The sequence below is a fragment of the Novosphingobium pentaromativorans US6-1 genome, from assembly GCF_000767465.1.
GTDB classification, from domain to species: domain Bacteria; phylum Pseudomonadota; class Alphaproteobacteria; order Sphingomonadales; family Sphingomonadaceae; genus Novosphingobium; species Novosphingobium pentaromativorans.
In genome coordinates this window covers 531,921-547,368 of record NZ_CP009292.1, presented here as the reverse complement: position 1 = coordinate 547,368, position 15,448 = coordinate 531,921, and the positions used below count along the sequence as shown (strand labels likewise).

General features: G+C 60.7%; 16 protein-coding genes. 13 read left to right on the top strand and 3 right to left on the bottom strand.

Going from position 1 to position 15,448, the window contains the following annotated elements; genetic code table 11:
• Nucleotides 1-13 precede the first annotated feature (13 nt).
• Complete coding sequence (locus tag JI59_RS21155) at nucleotides 14-991, bottom strand: dihydrodipicolinate synthase family protein (RefSeq protein ID WP_007014323.1); 978 nt, start codon at nucleotides 989-991, stop codon at nucleotides 14-16.
• Between the two features lie 267 nt (nucleotides 992-1,258).
• Between JI59_RS21155 and JI59_RS21150 the strand changes: the two genes are divergently transcribed.
• Nucleotides 1,259-1,891, top strand: a complete 633-nt coding sequence (locus JI59_RS21150; RefSeq protein WP_203226098.1) for a VOC family protein — start codon at nucleotides 1,259-1,261, stop codon at nucleotides 1,889-1,891.
• Nucleotides 1,892-2,033: 142 nt separating this feature from the next.
• Here the strand turns inward: JI59_RS21150 and JI59_RS21145 are convergent, their stop codons facing one another.
• Nucleotides 2,034-2,744 carry a TetR/AcrR family transcriptional regulator gene (locus JI59_RS21145; RefSeq protein ID WP_007014326.1) on the bottom strand — a complete coding sequence of 237 codons (711 nt, stop codon included), beginning with the start codon at nucleotides 2,742-2,744 and terminating at the stop codon, nucleotides 2,034-2,036.
• A gap of 150 nt (nucleotides 2,745-2,894) precedes the next feature.
• On the opposite strand from JI59_RS21145, the gene JI59_RS21140 reads away from it, so the two are divergent.
• The 4 genes from JI59_RS21140 to JI59_RS21125 all read left to right on the top strand — a co-directional run bounded on the left by JI59_RS21140 (nucleotide 2,895) and on the right by JI59_RS21125 (nucleotide 7,091).
• Nucleotides 2,895-3,893 (top strand): aromatic ring-hydroxylating dioxygenase subunit alpha, encoded by a 999-nt coding sequence (locus JI59_RS21140; protein WP_007014327.1) that lies wholly within the window; start codon nucleotides 2,895-2,897, stop codon nucleotides 3,891-3,893.
• A 144-nt stretch (nucleotides 3,894-4,037) separates the two neighbouring features.
• Nucleotides 4,038-5,519 carry an aldehyde dehydrogenase family protein gene (locus tag JI59_RS21135; protein WP_039857894.1) on the top strand — a complete coding sequence of 494 codons (1,482 nt, stop codon included), beginning with the start codon at nucleotides 4,038-4,040 and terminating at the stop codon, nucleotides 5,517-5,519.
• 85 nt (nucleotides 5,520-5,604) lie between these two features.
• On the top strand, nucleotides 5,605-6,201 hold the full coding sequence (locus JI59_RS21130; RefSeq protein ID WP_039857896.1) for a 2-hydroxychromene-2-carboxylate isomerase: 597 nt from the start codon (nucleotides 5,605-5,607) through the stop codon (nucleotides 6,199-6,201).
• A gap of 38 nt (nucleotides 6,202-6,239) precedes the next feature.
• A complete protein-coding gene (locus tag JI59_RS21125; RefSeq protein WP_039857899.1) occupies nucleotides 6,240-7,091 on the top strand; it encodes a fumarylacetoacetate hydrolase family protein in 852 nt (283 codons plus the stop codon).
• Nucleotides 7,092-7,102: 11 nt separating this feature from the next.
• Here the strand turns inward: JI59_RS21125 and JI59_RS21120 are convergent, their stop codons facing one another.
• Nucleotides 7,103-7,681 carry a redoxin domain-containing protein gene (locus JI59_RS21120; RefSeq protein WP_007014331.1) on the bottom strand — a complete coding sequence of 193 codons (579 nt, stop codon included), beginning with the start codon at nucleotides 7,679-7,681 and terminating at the stop codon, nucleotides 7,103-7,105.
• Nucleotides 7,682-7,823: 142 nt separating this feature from the next.
• Between JI59_RS21120 and leuC the strand changes: the two genes are divergently transcribed.
• From leuC to JI59_RS21080, 8 genes are all read left to right on the top strand, one after another.
• Nucleotides 7,824-9,224 carry a 3-isopropylmalate dehydratase large subunit gene (leuC, locus tag JI59_RS21115; RefSeq protein ID WP_039857961.1) on the top strand — a complete coding sequence of 467 codons (1,401 nt, stop codon included), beginning with the start codon at nucleotides 7,824-7,826 and terminating at the stop codon, nucleotides 9,222-9,224.
• Nucleotides 9,224-9,901, top strand: coding sequence for a 3-isopropylmalate dehydratase small subunit (leuD, locus tag JI59_RS21110; protein WP_007014333.1), 678 nt, complete (start codon nucleotides 9,224-9,226; stop codon nucleotides 9,899-9,901). Before leuC ends, leuD begins: the two co-directional genes overlap by 1 nt.
• On the top strand, nucleotides 9,898-11,142 hold the full coding sequence (locus tag JI59_RS21105) for a CaiB/BaiF CoA transferase family protein (RefSeq protein ID WP_007014334.1): 1,245 nt from the start codon (nucleotides 9,898-9,900) through the stop codon (nucleotides 11,140-11,142). The genes leuD and JI59_RS21105 overlap by 4 nt, the downstream gene beginning before the upstream one ends.
• Nucleotides 11,142-12,077, top strand: coding sequence for a hydroxymethylglutaryl-CoA lyase (locus JI59_RS21100; RefSeq protein WP_007014335.1), 936 nt, complete (start codon nucleotides 11,142-11,144; stop codon nucleotides 12,075-12,077). Before JI59_RS21105 ends, JI59_RS21100 begins: the two co-directional genes overlap by 1 nt.
• Before the next feature lie 150 nt (nucleotides 12,078-12,227).
• A complete protein-coding gene (locus JI59_RS21095; RefSeq protein WP_039857901.1) occupies nucleotides 12,228-13,211 on the top strand; it encodes a dihydrodipicolinate synthase family protein in 984 nt (327 codons plus the stop codon).
• A gap of 76 nt (nucleotides 13,212-13,287) precedes the next feature.
• On the top strand, nucleotides 13,288-13,560 hold the full coding sequence (locus tag JI59_RS21090) for a hypothetical protein (RefSeq protein WP_138921472.1): 273 nt from the start codon (nucleotides 13,288-13,290) through the stop codon (nucleotides 13,558-13,560).
• A gap of 32 nt (nucleotides 13,561-13,592) precedes the next feature.
• Nucleotides 13,593-14,426 carry a DODA-type extradiol aromatic ring-opening family dioxygenase gene (locus JI59_RS21085; RefSeq protein ID WP_007014338.1) on the top strand — a complete coding sequence of 278 codons (834 nt, stop codon included), beginning with the start codon at nucleotides 13,593-13,595 and terminating at the stop codon, nucleotides 14,424-14,426.
• Nucleotides 14,427-14,521: 95 nt separating this feature from the next.
• The gene (locus JI59_RS21080; protein ID WP_039857907.1) at nucleotides 14,522-15,415 is read left to right on the top strand and encodes a VOC family protein; all 894 of its coding nucleotides are present in this window, start codon (nucleotides 14,522-14,524) and stop codon (nucleotides 15,413-15,415) included.
• Nucleotides 15,416-15,448 lie beyond the last annotated feature (33 nt).

The window sequence follows — 15,448 nt, the reverse complement described above, 5'->3', positions numbered from 1 at the left end:
GTGATCCCGACGGTCAGATATTGCCCGCCAACACGTCCTTGTTGAGCTTGGCCCATGCGGCGCCGGATTTTTCGGCGCCTTCAAGGATATGCGGGGGAGCATGGTTGTAGGGCGCGCGGGTCGGCCCGGCCTTGATCCAGCCGGCGACATTCATCCGGTGCTTTTCCAGGATGATGTTGTAGGTTGCAAATTCGGGAGGCCCTCCAGCCGGGAACAAGGGGGCGACCGCCAATTCCATCGCATCGGAGAGCCGGGTGACGGCGCTCCAGTCCCCAGTCTTCTTGGCTTCGATCACCCGGTCGCGCAGGGCAATGCAGACGTCCGGGCCGCAAGAAGCGCTGCTGCTCCAGAATGCGGAGAAGAATTCCGGATCGGATCGGGCCACCGAGGCATATTCATTGTCGATCGGCATGAACCGGATGCGTCCGCCGCTGACAAGCTTCATCGCCGACATCTGCGGCGTGGGCGGCAGCTTTGCGGTGATTACCTGGGGGATCTGGCTCACCCGTGCCCAGAATGGAATCGAGAAAGCGAACTTGAAGGCCTGCATGTTGGCATAGATGGCGATGGCCATGTCGGGGCAGGCTTGCGCGACGTCCTTGAAGTACTGCACGGCCATGTCCATGCTGGCCTGGCACCAGAACGGCGGGCCAAGCATCGTCCCGTCCGCCCCGAGATCGCTGGCCCAGCGGGTCTGCTCTATGGTGTCGCGGGTATTGAGCGTCGAGGTGCCTACGAAAATCGGCACGCGCCCGCGGGCGGTTTCCACGGCGGCGGTCATGAAGGCCTGCTTTTCCGGCCAGGTCAGCGTCGATGCCTCGCCCAGCGTGCCCATCGTCAGGATGCCGTTGACGCCTTTCGCGATCAGGTCTTCGATCGCCCGGGCTGTCTCGTCGACATCGACCGTGTCGGTCGCGTCCCAGCGATCTGCGCCTTCCTTGGCCGGGGTGGGAATGATTGCCCAAAATCCGTCCACGTCCGCAGCGGTCATCAAGGGTCGGTTCTTTGCCAAGGCATCCTCCGGTATCAGTGTCTGTTTGTCTTGATTCGGCTGTCAGTACGCCGTCTCGGTTCGATGCTTCGCATAGCTGTTATAATTGAATGGCACAATCCAGCTCGCGAAAATTGCGACGCCAGAGCCGGAAAAGGCTCGAAATCCTCAGTAATCCGGCCATATCCCTTTAGTGTTGACCTTAAACGTAGTATAATTAGATTGTGTGGATGTCGGGTGTGGCGTTAAGTCAATCCCGCAGGAGAGGTGCGAGAATTCACGATGGGACAGGCAGACAACAGGGCCTCGCAGGCCGTAGAAGGGCACCGGAAGGCGCACGAGCGGCAGGGGTCTCCGTTCAAGGGCGTTCACCACCTTGTATTGAACACCGACGATATCAAGACGACGATCGATTTCTATTCGGGCATCCTGCACATGCCGCTGATACATGCCTTGCGCGTGCCGCCCGGTATCTCTCGCGGAAATCCGCCGTTCGAACGCCTCAGGCATTACTTCTTCGACATGGGCAATGACAACATGCTTGCCTTCTTCGAATTGCCGAAGGGTGAGAAGGATCAGGCCGATCGAGACGGCGTGGCGGCCATGCAGCACGTTTCCTTCAGTACGACGCCGCAGGAGGCGGAAAAGCTGCTGAAGCGTCTGGATGCCGCCAAAATTCAACGTGCCGGCCCGCTTGAAGCTGCGCCGGGATGCTGGTCAATCTATTTCTACGATCCCCACGGCGTAAGGCTTGAGGTCAGCTATCAACCTGAACAGGGCGATGAGCAGCGCAATGTCGACCACTTCCGGCAGTCGCGCGAAGGGATGCTGAAAGAGCTGCGAACCGTGAGCGACGATCAGGCCTGGTTGGACCGGGTCATGGCGCATCTGGAAGATTAGGGCGCACGTGCCGATCGAATGAGCGGTGCGGCTTGCAAGCACCGTCAATGATTGAAGTGCAAGGTGGACTGGCCGCCGTATTCCTTGAAACAGGTCCATTTGCAGCCTTGGCTGGCCGGTAAGGTTCAGGCGGAGTGTCAGGTCACTGCATCGCTGATCGGTCCACGGCGGACGGAGCGAGAAGCGCACCTTTGGCCAGAGCGAACAATTCCCGGTACCACTGTTCGTCATTGGGATCGGGGAGTTCTTCACCCACTGGTTCGAAGAAGCGCGGGCTGTACAGGCGCGGGGTCGCGACGGCGATGATCGACCCGCTTATGCAGCAGATCCGCCAAAGCAGCGCGGCATGGGTCAATTGCGGGAACAGCGGCGCGAATGCCTCGGCAAGTTCGTGATAGGCGTCCCTGATCCTCTGGGTCGCACGGCTGCGCAGATCGGCCGGGCCATTGGTTAGGATCTCGGTGATGACGACATTGGCATGCACTTCCTTGCAGAAGGCAGCTTCGCGCCACATTGGCTTCAGGAAGGCGTCGATGGCTTCGTCGATAGCGCGAGATGGCGAGACTTGTGCAAGCGCGCTCAACATTTGACGGCGCTGTACATTGATAGGTTCCAGATTTGCCCACAAGAGCGCTTCAAGCAATTCGGCGATGCCGCCGAAGTAGTAGCCGACCAGTTGGGAATTGAGTCCAGACCTTGCGGCGATGCCGCGAATGGAGAGCGAAGAGATACCTTCGTCGATTATGATGCGTTCGGCCGCCGCCAGAAGGCGATTCGGCGAAGAACCAGCGTCTTGGGTGGTCGTGACGCTTCCCTTCTTCGTCTTCTTTGTCCTTGCGATCTTCACTGTCACTCGCGTTCTGCCCACTTTCACGGCCCTCGCCAGTAGCACATGGCTTTCGTTCGCCAAAACCGCCTTGACACGCCCAACAAGAATATTCATTCATTCGAGTGAATATGGAAATGAGGGTCGGTTATGCAAGTCGTTCGAAACTGCTGGTATGTGGCCGCTTGGAGCAGCGAGCTCGTTGGCGAGGCGATGATGCCCCGCGAGGTTCTGGGTGAACCGATCGTACTGTATCGTGCCGCCGACGGCAGTATCGTGTGCATGGAGGATCGCTGTTGTCATCGACTGGCCCCGCTCTCGCTCGGCGAACGGGATGGCGATGCGGTGCGCTGTCTCTACCATGGGTTCAAGTTCGCCAGGGACGGGGCGTGTGTCGAGATCCCCGGTCAGAAAACCATCCCCCGCTCCGCATGCGTGCAGACTTATCCGGCAACCGAAAAGGGCGGTTGGATCTGGGTGTGGATGGGAGACCCCGCCAGGGCGAACCTTGACCTGGTCCCACCTGCAATCGGTCCCGGTGACGAAGGCTGGCTGACCGACCAAAGCCATCTCGACTATGATGCCGACTACCAGCTGATCAACGACAATCTCACGGACTTCTCCCACCTCAGTTACGTGCATCGTAACTCGTTCGGGGCGACCGAATTCTTTGCCGATACGCGGCCGAAGGTCACGCGTCTGGACCGTGGCATCAGGATTCAGCGGTGGATGACATCGGATACGTCCAAGGTCATGGAAACCGCGGAGACGCACGACCGCTTCCAGACGTACGACTATCTCGTTCCGGGCATCCTGTTGATGCGCACGACCAGTTATCCGGCAGGGGCCGCGCAGGCGAGCGGGCACGACGAACCAGCGGAAGATCTGCCCAAGCTGATAGAAGTCTTCAGTTCGCAGGCCTTGACGCCGATCGGGGCTCAGAAGACGCGCTACTACTTTTCCAACAGTGTCAATGAGGCGCCGGGTAACGAACATGCCCTGGCAGGGCTCATGGCAATGACATTCGCGGCCTTTGCAGAGGACAAGGCCATGATCGAAGGTCAGCAACGCATCATCAATGCGGACCCAACCCGAAAGGAGCGCCTGTTCGGGCATGATAGCGGACCGGTACAGATGCGGCGGGTCATCGCGGAACTGATCGAGGCAGAGCAATAGCCCATGCCTCTCGGCATGCTGCCGATATAATAACCATCAAACCTGAAATCTATCTCCGGCCTTTCTTGTCATAACACCTTTCAGTTGTTATCAGACCATCGAAGGGCCGTGGCGACATGGCTCAATTGTGGGAAGGATCAGGAAATGAGCGTCGCCGCGCAGATGGCCGGATCAGCAACGCCATGGGAAGGTGCAATCTTCAGTAACGGCTGGAGCAGGCGGGATGCGGTGTCGCAGATCGTCGAACCGGCAACCGGTAGCATTCTCGGCACCGTTGGTGTGGCCGGGGCTGCAGACGTTCGCGCTGCGGCCGCTATTGCGGCCCAGGCGCAGCCGGAATGGGAGGCGACGTCCTTTGAGCAGCGCGGCGCGATCTTGCGCGCGGCAGCACGGCAAATCGAAACCCGCTTCGGTGAGTTTGCCGAATGGATCATGCGGGAGACCGGATCGAGCCGACTCAAGGCCGAATTCGAAGTGGGTCTGTCGATCCGCGCAGTCTATGACGCCGCGGCCATGCCCGCCCAGCCCAATGGGTTGATGCTGCCCAGCGAAACCGCAAGGCTCAGCTACGCCAAGCGCCGTGCACTGGGCGTGGTTGGAATCATTTCGCCGTTCAACTTCCCCTTCTTCCTGGGGATCCGGTCGGTCGCGCCTGCGCTTGCAGTTGGCAATGCAGTCATCATCAAGCCCAATCCTCTGGCCACGGTTTCGGGCGGTATGCTCTTCGCCGATCTACTGAAGAAGGCGGGACTGCCTGATGGCGTTTTCCACGTCGTCCCCGGTGATGCGGATGTCGGGGAAGCGATGTGCGCGGACCCCGATGTCGCGATGATACAGTTCGTGGGATCGACCGCAGTGGGCCGCAAGGTGGGCGAAGCGGCCTCTCGCCACCTCAAGAAGGTCTCGCTCGAAATGGGAGGCAAGAACTCCCTGGTCATTCTTGACGATGCCGACCTCGATCTGGCCGCAGCCAATGCTGCATGGGCCTCGTTCCTCCACCAGGGGCAGATCTGCTTCGCTGCCGGCAGAACGCTGGTCCAGCGCTCCATCGCGGATGAATTCATCGAGAAACTGGTGGCAAAGGCGCGTGCAATCCGGGTGGGCAATCCCACCGAGGAAGGCACGATGCTCGGCCCGCTGATTTCCGACGTACAGTGCCGGCGCGCCGTCGCTATCGTTGACGCGGCCCGGGCAGCGGGGGCCACGATCCATCATGGAGGAACGGCTGACGGCTTGTTCTTCCAGCCCACCGTGATGTCGGGCGTGACCTCGCAGATGCAGGCCTACCATGACGAGATATTCGCCCCGGTCGCCACGATCACTACCTTCGACACCGATGAAGAAGCGATCGCGCTGGCCAACGATACCGAATATGGTTTGTCCGGAGCGGTGATTTCGCGATCGATCGGCAGGGCGCTGGCGATCGGCGAACGGCTGCGCGTGGGGATCGTCCACGTCAATGACCAGACGATCGGCGATGAGGCCGTCAACCCGATCGCCGGGTGGGGTGCTTCGGGCAACGGATCGGGCGTCGGTGGTCCGGCGAACTGGGACGAGTTCTCTCGCTGGCAATGGTACACGATCAAGGATTCCCCGCCGCCCTATCCCCTGGGGATGGCCGGCTAGGCACCCTCGTTTCGAAGTCCGCGGGGCCGTGCGAAGGCGGGCATCGCGCCGCATGGCCGCATCAAGTGCAAGACAGGAAAATCACATGAAAACAGTTGACTACTATTACGACTTCGTGAGCCCTTTCGCCTATCTTGCGCTGACGCAGATTCCGCGCCTGATGAAGGAGTACGCCGATGTCGCCGAGTTTCGCGGCCACGCCTTCAACATGTGGGAAGCGCGCCTGGCGGCAGGCAATACCGGTCCCTCCAATCGGGAAATGCCGCGTCGTCTCAAGGTATTGATGGCCGATGCCAACCGCTATGCCAAACGGTACGGGGTGCCGCTCAAGCAGACCGTCAGTTTCGATGCCCAGCGTCTGAACCGGGGCGTCTATGTCGCCCGCGATATGGGCAAGGAAATCGAGTACGTGACAACCGTCAACAATGGCGCCTGGGGCAGCGGAGGCGACATCGCCAATCCCGCTTTCATGGACGAATGCGTGAGCAAGATCGGGCTGGATCCCGAGGCTTTCGCCAAGGCCGTCGATTCGGAAGAGAACCTTGCCCGCTACGAGAAGGAAAATCAGGACGCGCAGGCCCGTGGCGTGTTCGGGGCCCCCACTTTCGTCGTCGATGACGAAATCTTCTGGGGCAACGATCGTATCGTCTGGGTCGAGGATTACCTGCGCGGTCGCATCTGAGCCGGCCTCGGGCTGAACTGACGGAGAGGATGAGCGCGATGAAGCTGTGCAGGTTCAACGATGATCGACTGGGTGTCGTGCGTGGAGGCATGGTCCACGATGTCACCGCTGCATTGGACGTCTTGCCGACGATGCGTTGGCCGCTGCCGCACGGAGACGCTTTCATCGCGCACCTCGACGCGGTTCGCGAGCGCGCGGATGCTCTCGTGGACGAGGCTAAGACGCATCCCCTGGAATCCGTCCGTCTGCTCAGCCCGGTTGCCAATCCGTCGAAGATCATTGGCGCCCCGGTCAATTATGCCGCGCACAAGGACGAGATTGACGAGAACATCGCCCATGGCCACGCGATCAAGCCGATTTCGGAGTGGGGGCTGTTCCTGAAGTCCAACACCTCGCTGGTCGGTGCATCGCAGGGTGTCGAACGGCGTTTCCCGGATCAACGCAACGATCATGAAGTCGAACTGGCCGTCGTGATCGGCAGGCAGGGAGACCGGATCCCTTATGCGGACGCGATGTCCTATATAGCCGGCTACGCCATCGGCCTCGACATGACCTTGCGCGGTCCGCAATTCCAGAGCTTCCGGAAGTCAATCGACACCTATTCGGTTCTGGGACCATGGCTCGTCACGGCCGATGAACTGACCGACCCGTCCGATCTGGAACTGCGTATCGGAGTGAACGGAGATTTGCGCCAGCAATCGCGCACCCGCATGTTGATCTGTGACGTTCCGCGGCTCATCGAATATGCCTCGAGTTTCTACACGCTCTATCCTGGCGATATCATCATGACCGGTACGCCCGATGGGGTTGGGCCGGTCGTCGGCGGCGACATGATGGAGGCGACCATCGAAGGCGTCGGCACCATGCGGGTTGCGGTGCGGGACGCCTGATTCGAATGATCCTAGGCATTGCCCCGGTCGGGGAAGCCATGCGCGGCCAGGGTGTCGATCCCTTCGAGTAACAGGTTAAGGTCATTCGGGGCGCAGGACATCGAGCTCTGAAAATTGGCGTAAAGCTGCCCGCCTGGGCGCACCAACCATAACGCCGGCTCGGCGAAGCGTTGCCGCACGCCATTCATTACGCGTTCCGAAGCGAACAGTCCGCAAGCCTCGATGTCGTCTTGTCGCAGGCCATGGCCGATGGCCAGTCGGTTGAGGCCGTGTTCGAGGCGCAGGCGCTGCGCTTCCTCGATTCCATCGGTGCTCACCGTCACCACCTCGATGCCGCGCTCTTCGAACGCAGGCACGAGGGAATCAAGCTGTGCCAGGTGCCCCCGGCAATAACGGCAGAAATTACCGCGTCGGAAGGACAGCAAGGTCAGGGCTGCCGGGTCGCGCTTGTGAAGCGACCACAGGGATCCGTCTATCAGATTGAATTCGATCGGCGGTGTTTGCGTGCCGGGTCTGAGCAAGAGATTTCCTCCGGGAATTCGAGATGGCGAAGTGCGTGCAGGCAAACCGGCTTGCGCTTCGTCCGCCATGATGAGTGAGTCACAACATAATATAATATGAAGGGACGAAAAATATACTACGTGACATATCATGCTGAAGCAGGCATTATACGAGATGGAAGCCGACCGGACAACGGGGCGGATGGCAGAGGAACATTTTCGAGCGCGCGCGATGACCGGATATACCATGTTCGACAAGATCTGGGATCAGCATGTGATCGCCGACCTCGGCGAGGGCTGGTCGCTTCTCCACGTGGACCGGCATCTGCTGCACGAATTGACCGGGGCAGGCGGTCTGGATGCAGTGAGCGCTCGCGGTCTGGCCGTAAGCAATCCCGAGTTGACCTACGCGACTGCCGACCATGCGGTGTCGAGCGCGCCGGGTCGAACCGCGGCGACCTTTCCGGTCGGCCACAAGCTGTGGGCGGATCTGAAGCGTGCTTCCGGCGATGCCGGCATTCGCTTCTTCGACATTGGCGAAATCGGGCATGGCATCCTGCATGTTGCGGGGCCGGAGCTTGGGATCACCTTGCCGGGGCTGACGCTGGTCTGCGGCGACAGTCATAGCTGTACCCACGGCGGGCTTGGCGCGCTTGCTTTCGGTATCGGCTCGTCTGAGCTGGCGCATGTCCTTGCGACCCAGACGCTGCGGCAGCGCAGGCCGCAGACCATGCGCGTCTCCTTCGAGGGGAGCATGGCGTCCGGCGTCACCGCGAAGGACATGATTCTGCATCTGATCGCCAGAATCGGTGCCGCAGCGGGTACAGGCTATGCGATCGAATTCGCCGGATCGGCCGTCAGTGCGATGGACGTGGAAGCGCGTCTGACATTGTGCAACCTCTCGATTGAACTTGGCGCAAAGTTCGGAATGGTGGCTCCTGATGAAGTGACCTTCGCTTATCTGGCGGGTCGGCCTTACGCGCCAAGCGGCGCGGCCATGGAAGAGGCCATCCGGCACTGGCGAACGCTCGCCAGCGACGCGGACGCGACCTTCGACCGCATCGTGCAGATCGACATGAGCGAAGTCGTGCCGACGATCACTTGGGGCACAAGCCCCGAACATGCCATAGCCATCGATGCGGTGATCCCGGATCCCGTCGAGGCTGAGAATGACGACCAGGGCAAGGCCTGGCGAGCGGCGCTCGATTACATGGGTCTGGAAGCCGGGCGGACTCTCGTCGGAACTCCCGTTGACTGGGTGTTCATCGGTTCGTGCGCGAACTCGCGCCTGTCGGATTTGCGCGATGCGGCGCGCATTGTCGGCGGTCGGCGCGTTGCCGAACATGTGAACGCATGGATCGTGCCTGGATCGGAACAGGTTAAGCGTGAGGCCGAGGCCGAAGGTCTGGACACGGTTTTTCGCGATGCCGGCTTCGATTGGCGCGAACCGGGCTGCGCGATGTGCGTGGCCGCCAACGGCGAACGCGTCCCGCCTGGCATGCGGGCCGTCTCTACTTCAAATCGCAATTTCGTGGGCCGGCAGGGACCGGGCGCGCGCACCCACCTTGCAAGTCCGGCAATGGCCGCTGCTGCTGCCGTAACGGGCGTCATCACCGATGTGAGGGCCCTGTGATGGAACCCTTCACGATCGTTACCGGCCCGGCTGCACCGCTGATGATGCCCAATATCGATACCGATGTGATCATCCGGATCGAACGGCTGGCTGCGCTGAAGGCGGAGGAAATGGGCGACTATGCCTTCGAGGTCCTGCGTTATCGAGACGATGGATCGCCCAACCCCGATTTCGTGTTCAACCGGGAGCCTTTCCGCGGCGCTCCGATACTGATCGCCGGCACCAATTTCGGCTGCGGCTCGTCCCGCGAGGCAGCGGTATGGGCACTCAAGGGTCTTGGTCTCAGGGTCGTGATAGCGGACAGCTTCGGCGATATCTTTGCCGCCAATTGTTTCCAGAACGGCATCCTGCCGATCACGCTGCCGCCCGCACAGGTCGAGAGCTTGGCGGAATTTGCGGTCAGCGGGGCGGCCATGACCGTTGACCTGCACGAACTGGTAATCTCTGGGATCGGGCTACATCCGATCGCGTTCAAGGTCGACGCCAGCCAGCGTAAGGCCTTGCTTGAAGGTGCCGACGAGATCGACCGGACCTTGCAGATGTTTGACAGCATTGTGGCTTGGCAGGCCCGCGACAAGCGCTTGCGGCCGTGGGTCTGGGCTAACAGCGGGTCGTCGCCGCAAGGCGCGGCAGACCTCTCGAATACATCCAAAAATCTGATGGTGGGCAAGATATGACGATAAGTGACAGGACGGATTCGGGTCAGGCCTTTGCGAAAGGCCCGTTGACCGATCTGCGTGTGATCGAAATGGGGCAGCTGCTCGCAGGCCCTTTCTGCGGCCAGCTTCTGGCCGACTTCGGTGCCGAAGTGATCAAGGTGGAGCCGCCTGTGATGGGCGATCCGATGCGGGTTTGGGGGCGCGGCAAGCTGGAAGACGGGCAAGGCCTGTGGTGGCCGGTGGTCGCCCGCAACAAGAAATCGATCGAGGTCAATTTGCGCGAAGCCGAGGGGCAGCAGATCATTCGCGATCTGGTGGCCAAGTCGGACATCCTCATAGAGAACTTCCGCGCCGGCACGATGGAAAAGTGGGGTCTGGGCTATGAGGAACTGGCCAAGATCAATCCCGGCCTCATCATGATCCGGGTGTCTGGCTATGGCCAGACCGGGCCCTATTCCCACAAGGCTGGCTATGCCGCGATCGGCGAGGCGATGGGCGGATTGCGCTATGTCGTGGGCGACCCGGCGAATCCGCCGTCGCGAACCGGCATTTCTCTGGGCGATACTCTGGCTGGAACCTTCGGCTGTATCGGTGGACTGATGGCGCTGCATGCGCGCGAACAGACCGGCCGCGGGCAGGTTGTCGACAGTGCGATCTACGAATCGGTTCTGGCCGTGATGGAAAACCTCGTCACCGAATACGACAAGGCAGGCTATATTCGTGAGCGAACCGGGGCAATCCTTCCGAACATTGCGCCCTCCAATATCTACCCTGTCAAAGGCGGCTTGTTCGTGTTGATTGCGGCGAACCAGGATACCGTCTTTTCCCGCCTGGCCGAAGCGATGGGACGGCCCGAACTGGCAAGTGATCCGCGATATGCCACGCATACTGCCCGCGGTGAGCGCCAGGCCGAACTTGACGCGCTGATCGGCGAGTGGACGGCAACGATGGACCGCGAGGAACTGGGCAAGCTGCTTGACGAGCACAGCGTGCCGCGCGGCGACATCTATCGCGCGCCGGAGATGCTGGAGGATGCGCATTTCAAGGCGCGCCAGGCGATCATCGACGTGCCGCACCCTGCGTTTGGTTCGTTCAAGATGCAGAACGTGTTCCCCAAACTTTCCCAGACGCCCGGACAAGTTAACTGGGCGGGCCCGGCACTTGGCCAGCACAACCGCGAGGTCTTCGAAGATCTGCTCGGCTACAGCGTCGAATCGGTCGCCGATCTTGCGCAGCGCAAAGTGATCGGCGCAGCCTGATGGGACAGCGACCTTCTCACGTCGAACTTGTCGATGTCGGGCCGCGGGACGGTCTGCAGAATGACGACAAGATCCTGCCGACCGAGACCAAGGTATCCTTGATCCGCAGGATTGCCGCAGCAGGGATCCGCCGCATAGAGGTGACGAGCTTCGTCAATCCCAAGCGAGTGCCGCAAATGGCCGATGCCGAGGATTTGCTGGCGGCCTTGCGGGATCTGTCCGATGTCCAGCTATCGGGCCTCGTCCTCAATGAGCGCGGATTCGATCGGGCCGCTGCCACCGGGGTACTGGACGAGGTGACATATGCCATCGTCGCTACCGAGACATTCAGCCAGCGCAATCAGGGGTCGACGATCGCCCAGAATGTCGCCAACTGGCGCAAGATTTCCGACCTCGCGAAAGGCGGCGGGTTGTTCCGCTCGGCCACGATCGCGGCGGCCTTCGGTTGCCCTTTCGAGGGTGAGGTACCGGTTTCGCAGGTCGTGGAACTGGCCGGCGCGATAGCAGAGGCTGGAGCGGACGAGATTTCGCTTGCCGACACTATCGGAGTGGCCGCTCCACACGATGTGGAAGAGCGCTTCGCGGCAGTCGCGCAAGCGGTTCCCGGCATCCGCTTGCGCGCGCATTTCCATAATACGCGCAACACCGGCTATGCCAATGCCGATGCGGCCATCCGCAGCGGCGTACAGACGCTCGATTCCAGTCTCGGCGGCATCGGCGGTTGTCCCTTCGCCCCGGGATCGGTGGGCAATATCGCGACCGAGGATCTGGTCTACATGCTGGACCGCAGCAAGGTGGCGACAGGAGCTTCGCTCGAAGGGCTGCGTGAAGCATCGCTCTGGCTGCAGGAGCAGTTGGGGCGAAAGCTGCCTTCGCTGGTGAAGGAAGTAAGCGCTTTTCCCAGGTCTGGCGAGACATCGCGGGAGCTGGTGTGATGACCATTGCAACAAGATCATCCATCGCCAGCGAAATCCTCGCTTATGCAAGCGCATCGAAGCGGTTATCCAATCACATAGAGCGAACTGCCAGTTTGCCTGCCGTTTCGCGACTGAAGTCTGATGGTTTACAAGGAGAGGACACGGACCATGCCCACCAAGCGTAAGCTCATGACGCCGCAGGATGTGCAGGGCGCATGGGCGATCATGCCAACCAGTGCCAAGGAAGGCGCGGAAAGCTGGCGCATGACGGATTCGCTGGATCTCGATGCAAGTGTCGATGCCATCAACGGACTGATCGATTCCGGTATTGACGGTATCCTGACGATGGGAACCTATGGTGAAGCGGCGACCCTGACGCTCGACGAGAAGAAGCGCTTCATGGCGTGTCTTGTGGAGACCGTGGCAGGACGCGTTCCCTGCTTTGTCGGTACGACCACGTTGAACACCAGGGATACGATCGAACTGACTCGCTATGCGGCGGATCTGGGCGCAGACGGTACGATGCTGGGGCTGCCCATGTGGTGCACTCCCACTCTCCCTGCGGCCGTGCGGTTCTACAAGGACGTGGCGGAAGCCTGCCCCGACATGGCGCAGTGCATCTATGCCAATCCGGAAGCGTTCCGATTCGACTTTCCGCCTCCGTTCTGGGCGCAGGTGGCCGATATTCCGCAGGTGGTTTCTGCCAAGTACACCGCCATCGGCCAGTTGATCCAGAATCTCGAACTGACGCGCGGCAAGGTTCGTGCCATGCCGATCGAGCTGGATTACTATGCAGGCGCGCGCATCGACGACGATATCAGCGCCTTCTGGAGCAGTGGCGCCGTCTGCGGCCCCAAGCCGACCATTGCGCTGCGCGATGAAGTCGCCCGGGCTCGGGAAACGGGAGACTGGACGAAGGCCAAGGCCCTGACCGACAAGATGTGGTGGGCCGTGACGCCGATGTTCCCGGCTGGCGGATTCCGCGAGTTTTCGATGTATAACATCGCCATCGACAAGGCGCGCATGCAGGCGGCCGGGTGGATGCAGGTCGGACCCGCGCGGCCGCCCTATGACATGATGCCCGACCATATCCGGGCCGGGGCAGAGACTGCCGGCGTGCGCTGGGCCGAAATGGCGAAGGAGGCCGTCTAAGCGGCGGCGCTGGAGCCCGGCGGACTCCGTTGACACTATGCGGCAAGCCCAGGCGCAAGCCGCAAGGAGAGTGATGATGAGTGCTAATGCAATTGAGAAGGCTTTCTGGACGGCCCTATCCGACCCCGGTCAGCTGGAACGGTATCGTTCCGATTCCAAGGCGTATCTCGAGAGCTTCAATATCGATTCAGGCGAGCGCGCGGAGATCGAGGCCTGGGATGTCGCCGAGATCGCGGCGCGTGGCGTCAACCCGCTGTTGCTGCTTTCATTCTTCAGCGCCGTGAAAAGTCCGCGCGACCTTCCCGAGTACCTGCAGAAGATCAATACGCCGCCGCGAAATGCGGCTTGAAGAGCGCGACCGAGATTTGAGGAGTAGACTGAATGGCTGAAGTTGTAGGCGGTTTTCTGATGCCGCATAATCCAGCTCTTTCGGGCGTTCTGGCAGGCATGGCCAAGCCGGAGCAGGAAGACACCATCAACCGTTCGTTCGAGCATATTTCCGAGCGCGTAGCTGAAATGAAGGCCGATACGGTCATCATCATCGGCGATGATCACTATACCAATTTCGGACCGCATTGCATTCCGACCTGCCTCATCGCGATCGGCGATCTGGACGGCCCGATCGAGGAATGGCTGCCCATCGAAAAAGGCGTGATCCCGAACAATGAAGGTCTTGCCAGGCATATTCTCGAAAGCGGCCTGGCCGAGGGTGTGGACTGGTCCTACGCCAAGTCGATCACGCTCGATCACGCCACGGCCATTCCCTACGAGATGGCGGTCAAGTTCAATCCGGCCGTCAACATCATTCCGATCTATCTCAATTGCGTGATGGAGCCGTTCATCGACAGCCGCCGCGCCTACGACATCGGCCGGAGCATCAAGCGTGCCGTGGAGAGCTGGGGCGGCAACGAACGGGTTGTCATCTACGGCACCGGGGGTCTGAGCCACTGGGTCGGAAGCCCGGGCATGGGCAATGTCAACGAAGCCTTCGACCGCAAGCTTCTCGATCTGTGCGCTGCTGGCGACATCGAGACCTTGTTGTCGCTGAGCGACGAGGAAATCCTGAGGGAAGGCGGCAACGGAGCGATCGAGGTCAAGAACTGGTATTGCGCCATGGGAGCGATGCCGGGCGCCAAGGCCGAATTCATTGCCTATGAGGCGATGCACGAATGGCTGACGGGCATGGGCTTCGCCGAACTGAAGCAGGCGGCCTGAGAATACGCACCGGGCCGGGTTCAGGGGGGAACGGTCCGATCAACAGGGAAGTCGCCGGGATTGCCGGTGGTTCTGCAGAGAGGATGTACGGAAAAATGGTCCAGATAACCGAGTTGGGCTACCTTGGTCTGAACATAACCGACGTGGAAGCCTGGAAGGAATTTGCCACCCAGGTCCTCGGCATGGAATGGCTCGACGAAGGGGATGGCGACCGCTTCTATCTGCGGATGGATGACTGGCATCATCGCATCACGCTTCATGTGACCGACGAAGACGACATGGCCTATCTGGGTCTGCGCGTTGCCGGCGGGGGTGAGCTTGCCGCTATGCAGCAGCAGTTGACCGAAATGGGTGTCGCTTACTCGGTTGGATCGGCTGAGGAATGCGCGGAACGCTTCGTTCTGGGCTTGCTCAAGCTGGAGGATCCCTACGGCAACCCGATCGAGGTTTTCCACGGACCGCAGGTCGATGCGCACAAGCCGTTCTATCCGGGTCGCAGGATGCATGGAAAGTTCGCGACCGGGACCGGCGGTATCGGGCACGTCATCATCCGTTCGGAAGATGCCGACGTGTCGGAAAAGTTCTATAATGAGCTGTTCGGCTTCCGCGGCACGGTTGAATACCACCAGCCTTCCCCGGCTGGCGTTCGCAAGCCGTACTTCATGCATTGCAACGACCGCGATCACTCGATCGCATTCGGTCTGGGGCCGATGAAGAAGCGGATCAACCACCTGATGGTTGAGGCAACCGATATCGACGACGTGGGGATGACCCACCAGATCGTTCACGAGCGCGACGTTCCCCTGGCGATCTCGCTGGGCAAGCATTCGAACGATCGCATGCTGTCATTCTACATGGTCAATCCATCGGGCTGGATGATCGAGTATGGCGCCGGTGCGCGCACAGCGCAGCATCAGACCGAATATTACGTATCCGACGTCTGGGGCCATGAATTCCTGCCGCCGGCGATCAAGGTCATGGGCGGCTAGGAGTTTCAGGCGCGAAGAGGCGGAATTTCTGGC

Excerpts from the sequence above, each read along its gene's own strand:
- JI59_RS21155 (WP_007014323.1), bottom strand. The coding sequence starts at position 991 with ATGACCGCTGCGGACGTGGACGGATTTTGGGCAATCATTCCCACCCCG.
- leuD (WP_007014333.1), top strand. The coding sequence starts at position 9,224 with ATGGAACCCTTCACGATCGTTACCGGCCCGGCTGCACCGCTGATGATG.
- JI59_RS21120 (WP_007014331.1), bottom strand. The coding sequence starts at position 7,681 with ATGGCGGACGAAGCGCAAGCCGGTTTGCCTGCACGCACTTCGCCATCT.
- JI59_RS21125 (WP_039857899.1), top strand. The coding sequence starts at position 6,240 with ATGAAGCTGTGCAGGTTCAACGATGATCGACTGGGTGTCGTGCGTGGA.
- leuC (WP_039857961.1), top strand. The coding sequence starts at position 7,824 with ATGACCGGATATACCATGTTCGACAAGATCTGGGATCAGCATGTGATC.
- JI59_RS21105 (WP_007014334.1), top strand. The coding sequence starts at position 9,898 with ATGACGATAAGTGACAGGACGGATTCGGGTCAGGCCTTTGCGAAAGGC.
- JI59_RS21080 (WP_039857907.1), top strand. The coding sequence starts at position 14,522 with ATGGTCCAGATAACCGAGTTGGGCTACCTTGGTCTGAACATAACCGAC.
- JI59_RS21085 (WP_007014338.1), top strand. The coding sequence starts at position 13,593 with ATGGCTGAAGTTGTAGGCGGTTTTCTGATGCCGCATAATCCAGCTCTT.
- JI59_RS21095 (WP_039857901.1), top strand. The coding sequence starts at position 12,228 with ATGCCCACCAAGCGTAAGCTCATGACGCCGCAGGATGTGCAGGGCGCA.
- JI59_RS21130 (WP_039857896.1), top strand. The coding sequence starts at position 5,605 with ATGAAAACAGTTGACTACTATTACGACTTCGTGAGCCCTTTCGCCTAT.
- JI59_RS21135 (WP_039857894.1), top strand. The coding sequence starts at position 4,038 with ATGAGCGTCGCCGCGCAGATGGCCGGATCAGCAACGCCATGGGAAGGT.
- JI59_RS21100 (WP_007014335.1), top strand. The coding sequence starts at position 11,142 with ATGGGACAGCGACCTTCTCACGTCGAACTTGTCGATGTCGGGCCGCGG.
- JI59_RS21090 (WP_138921472.1), top strand. The coding sequence starts at position 13,288 with ATGAGTGCTAATGCAATTGAGAAGGCTTTCTGGACGGCCCTATCCGAC.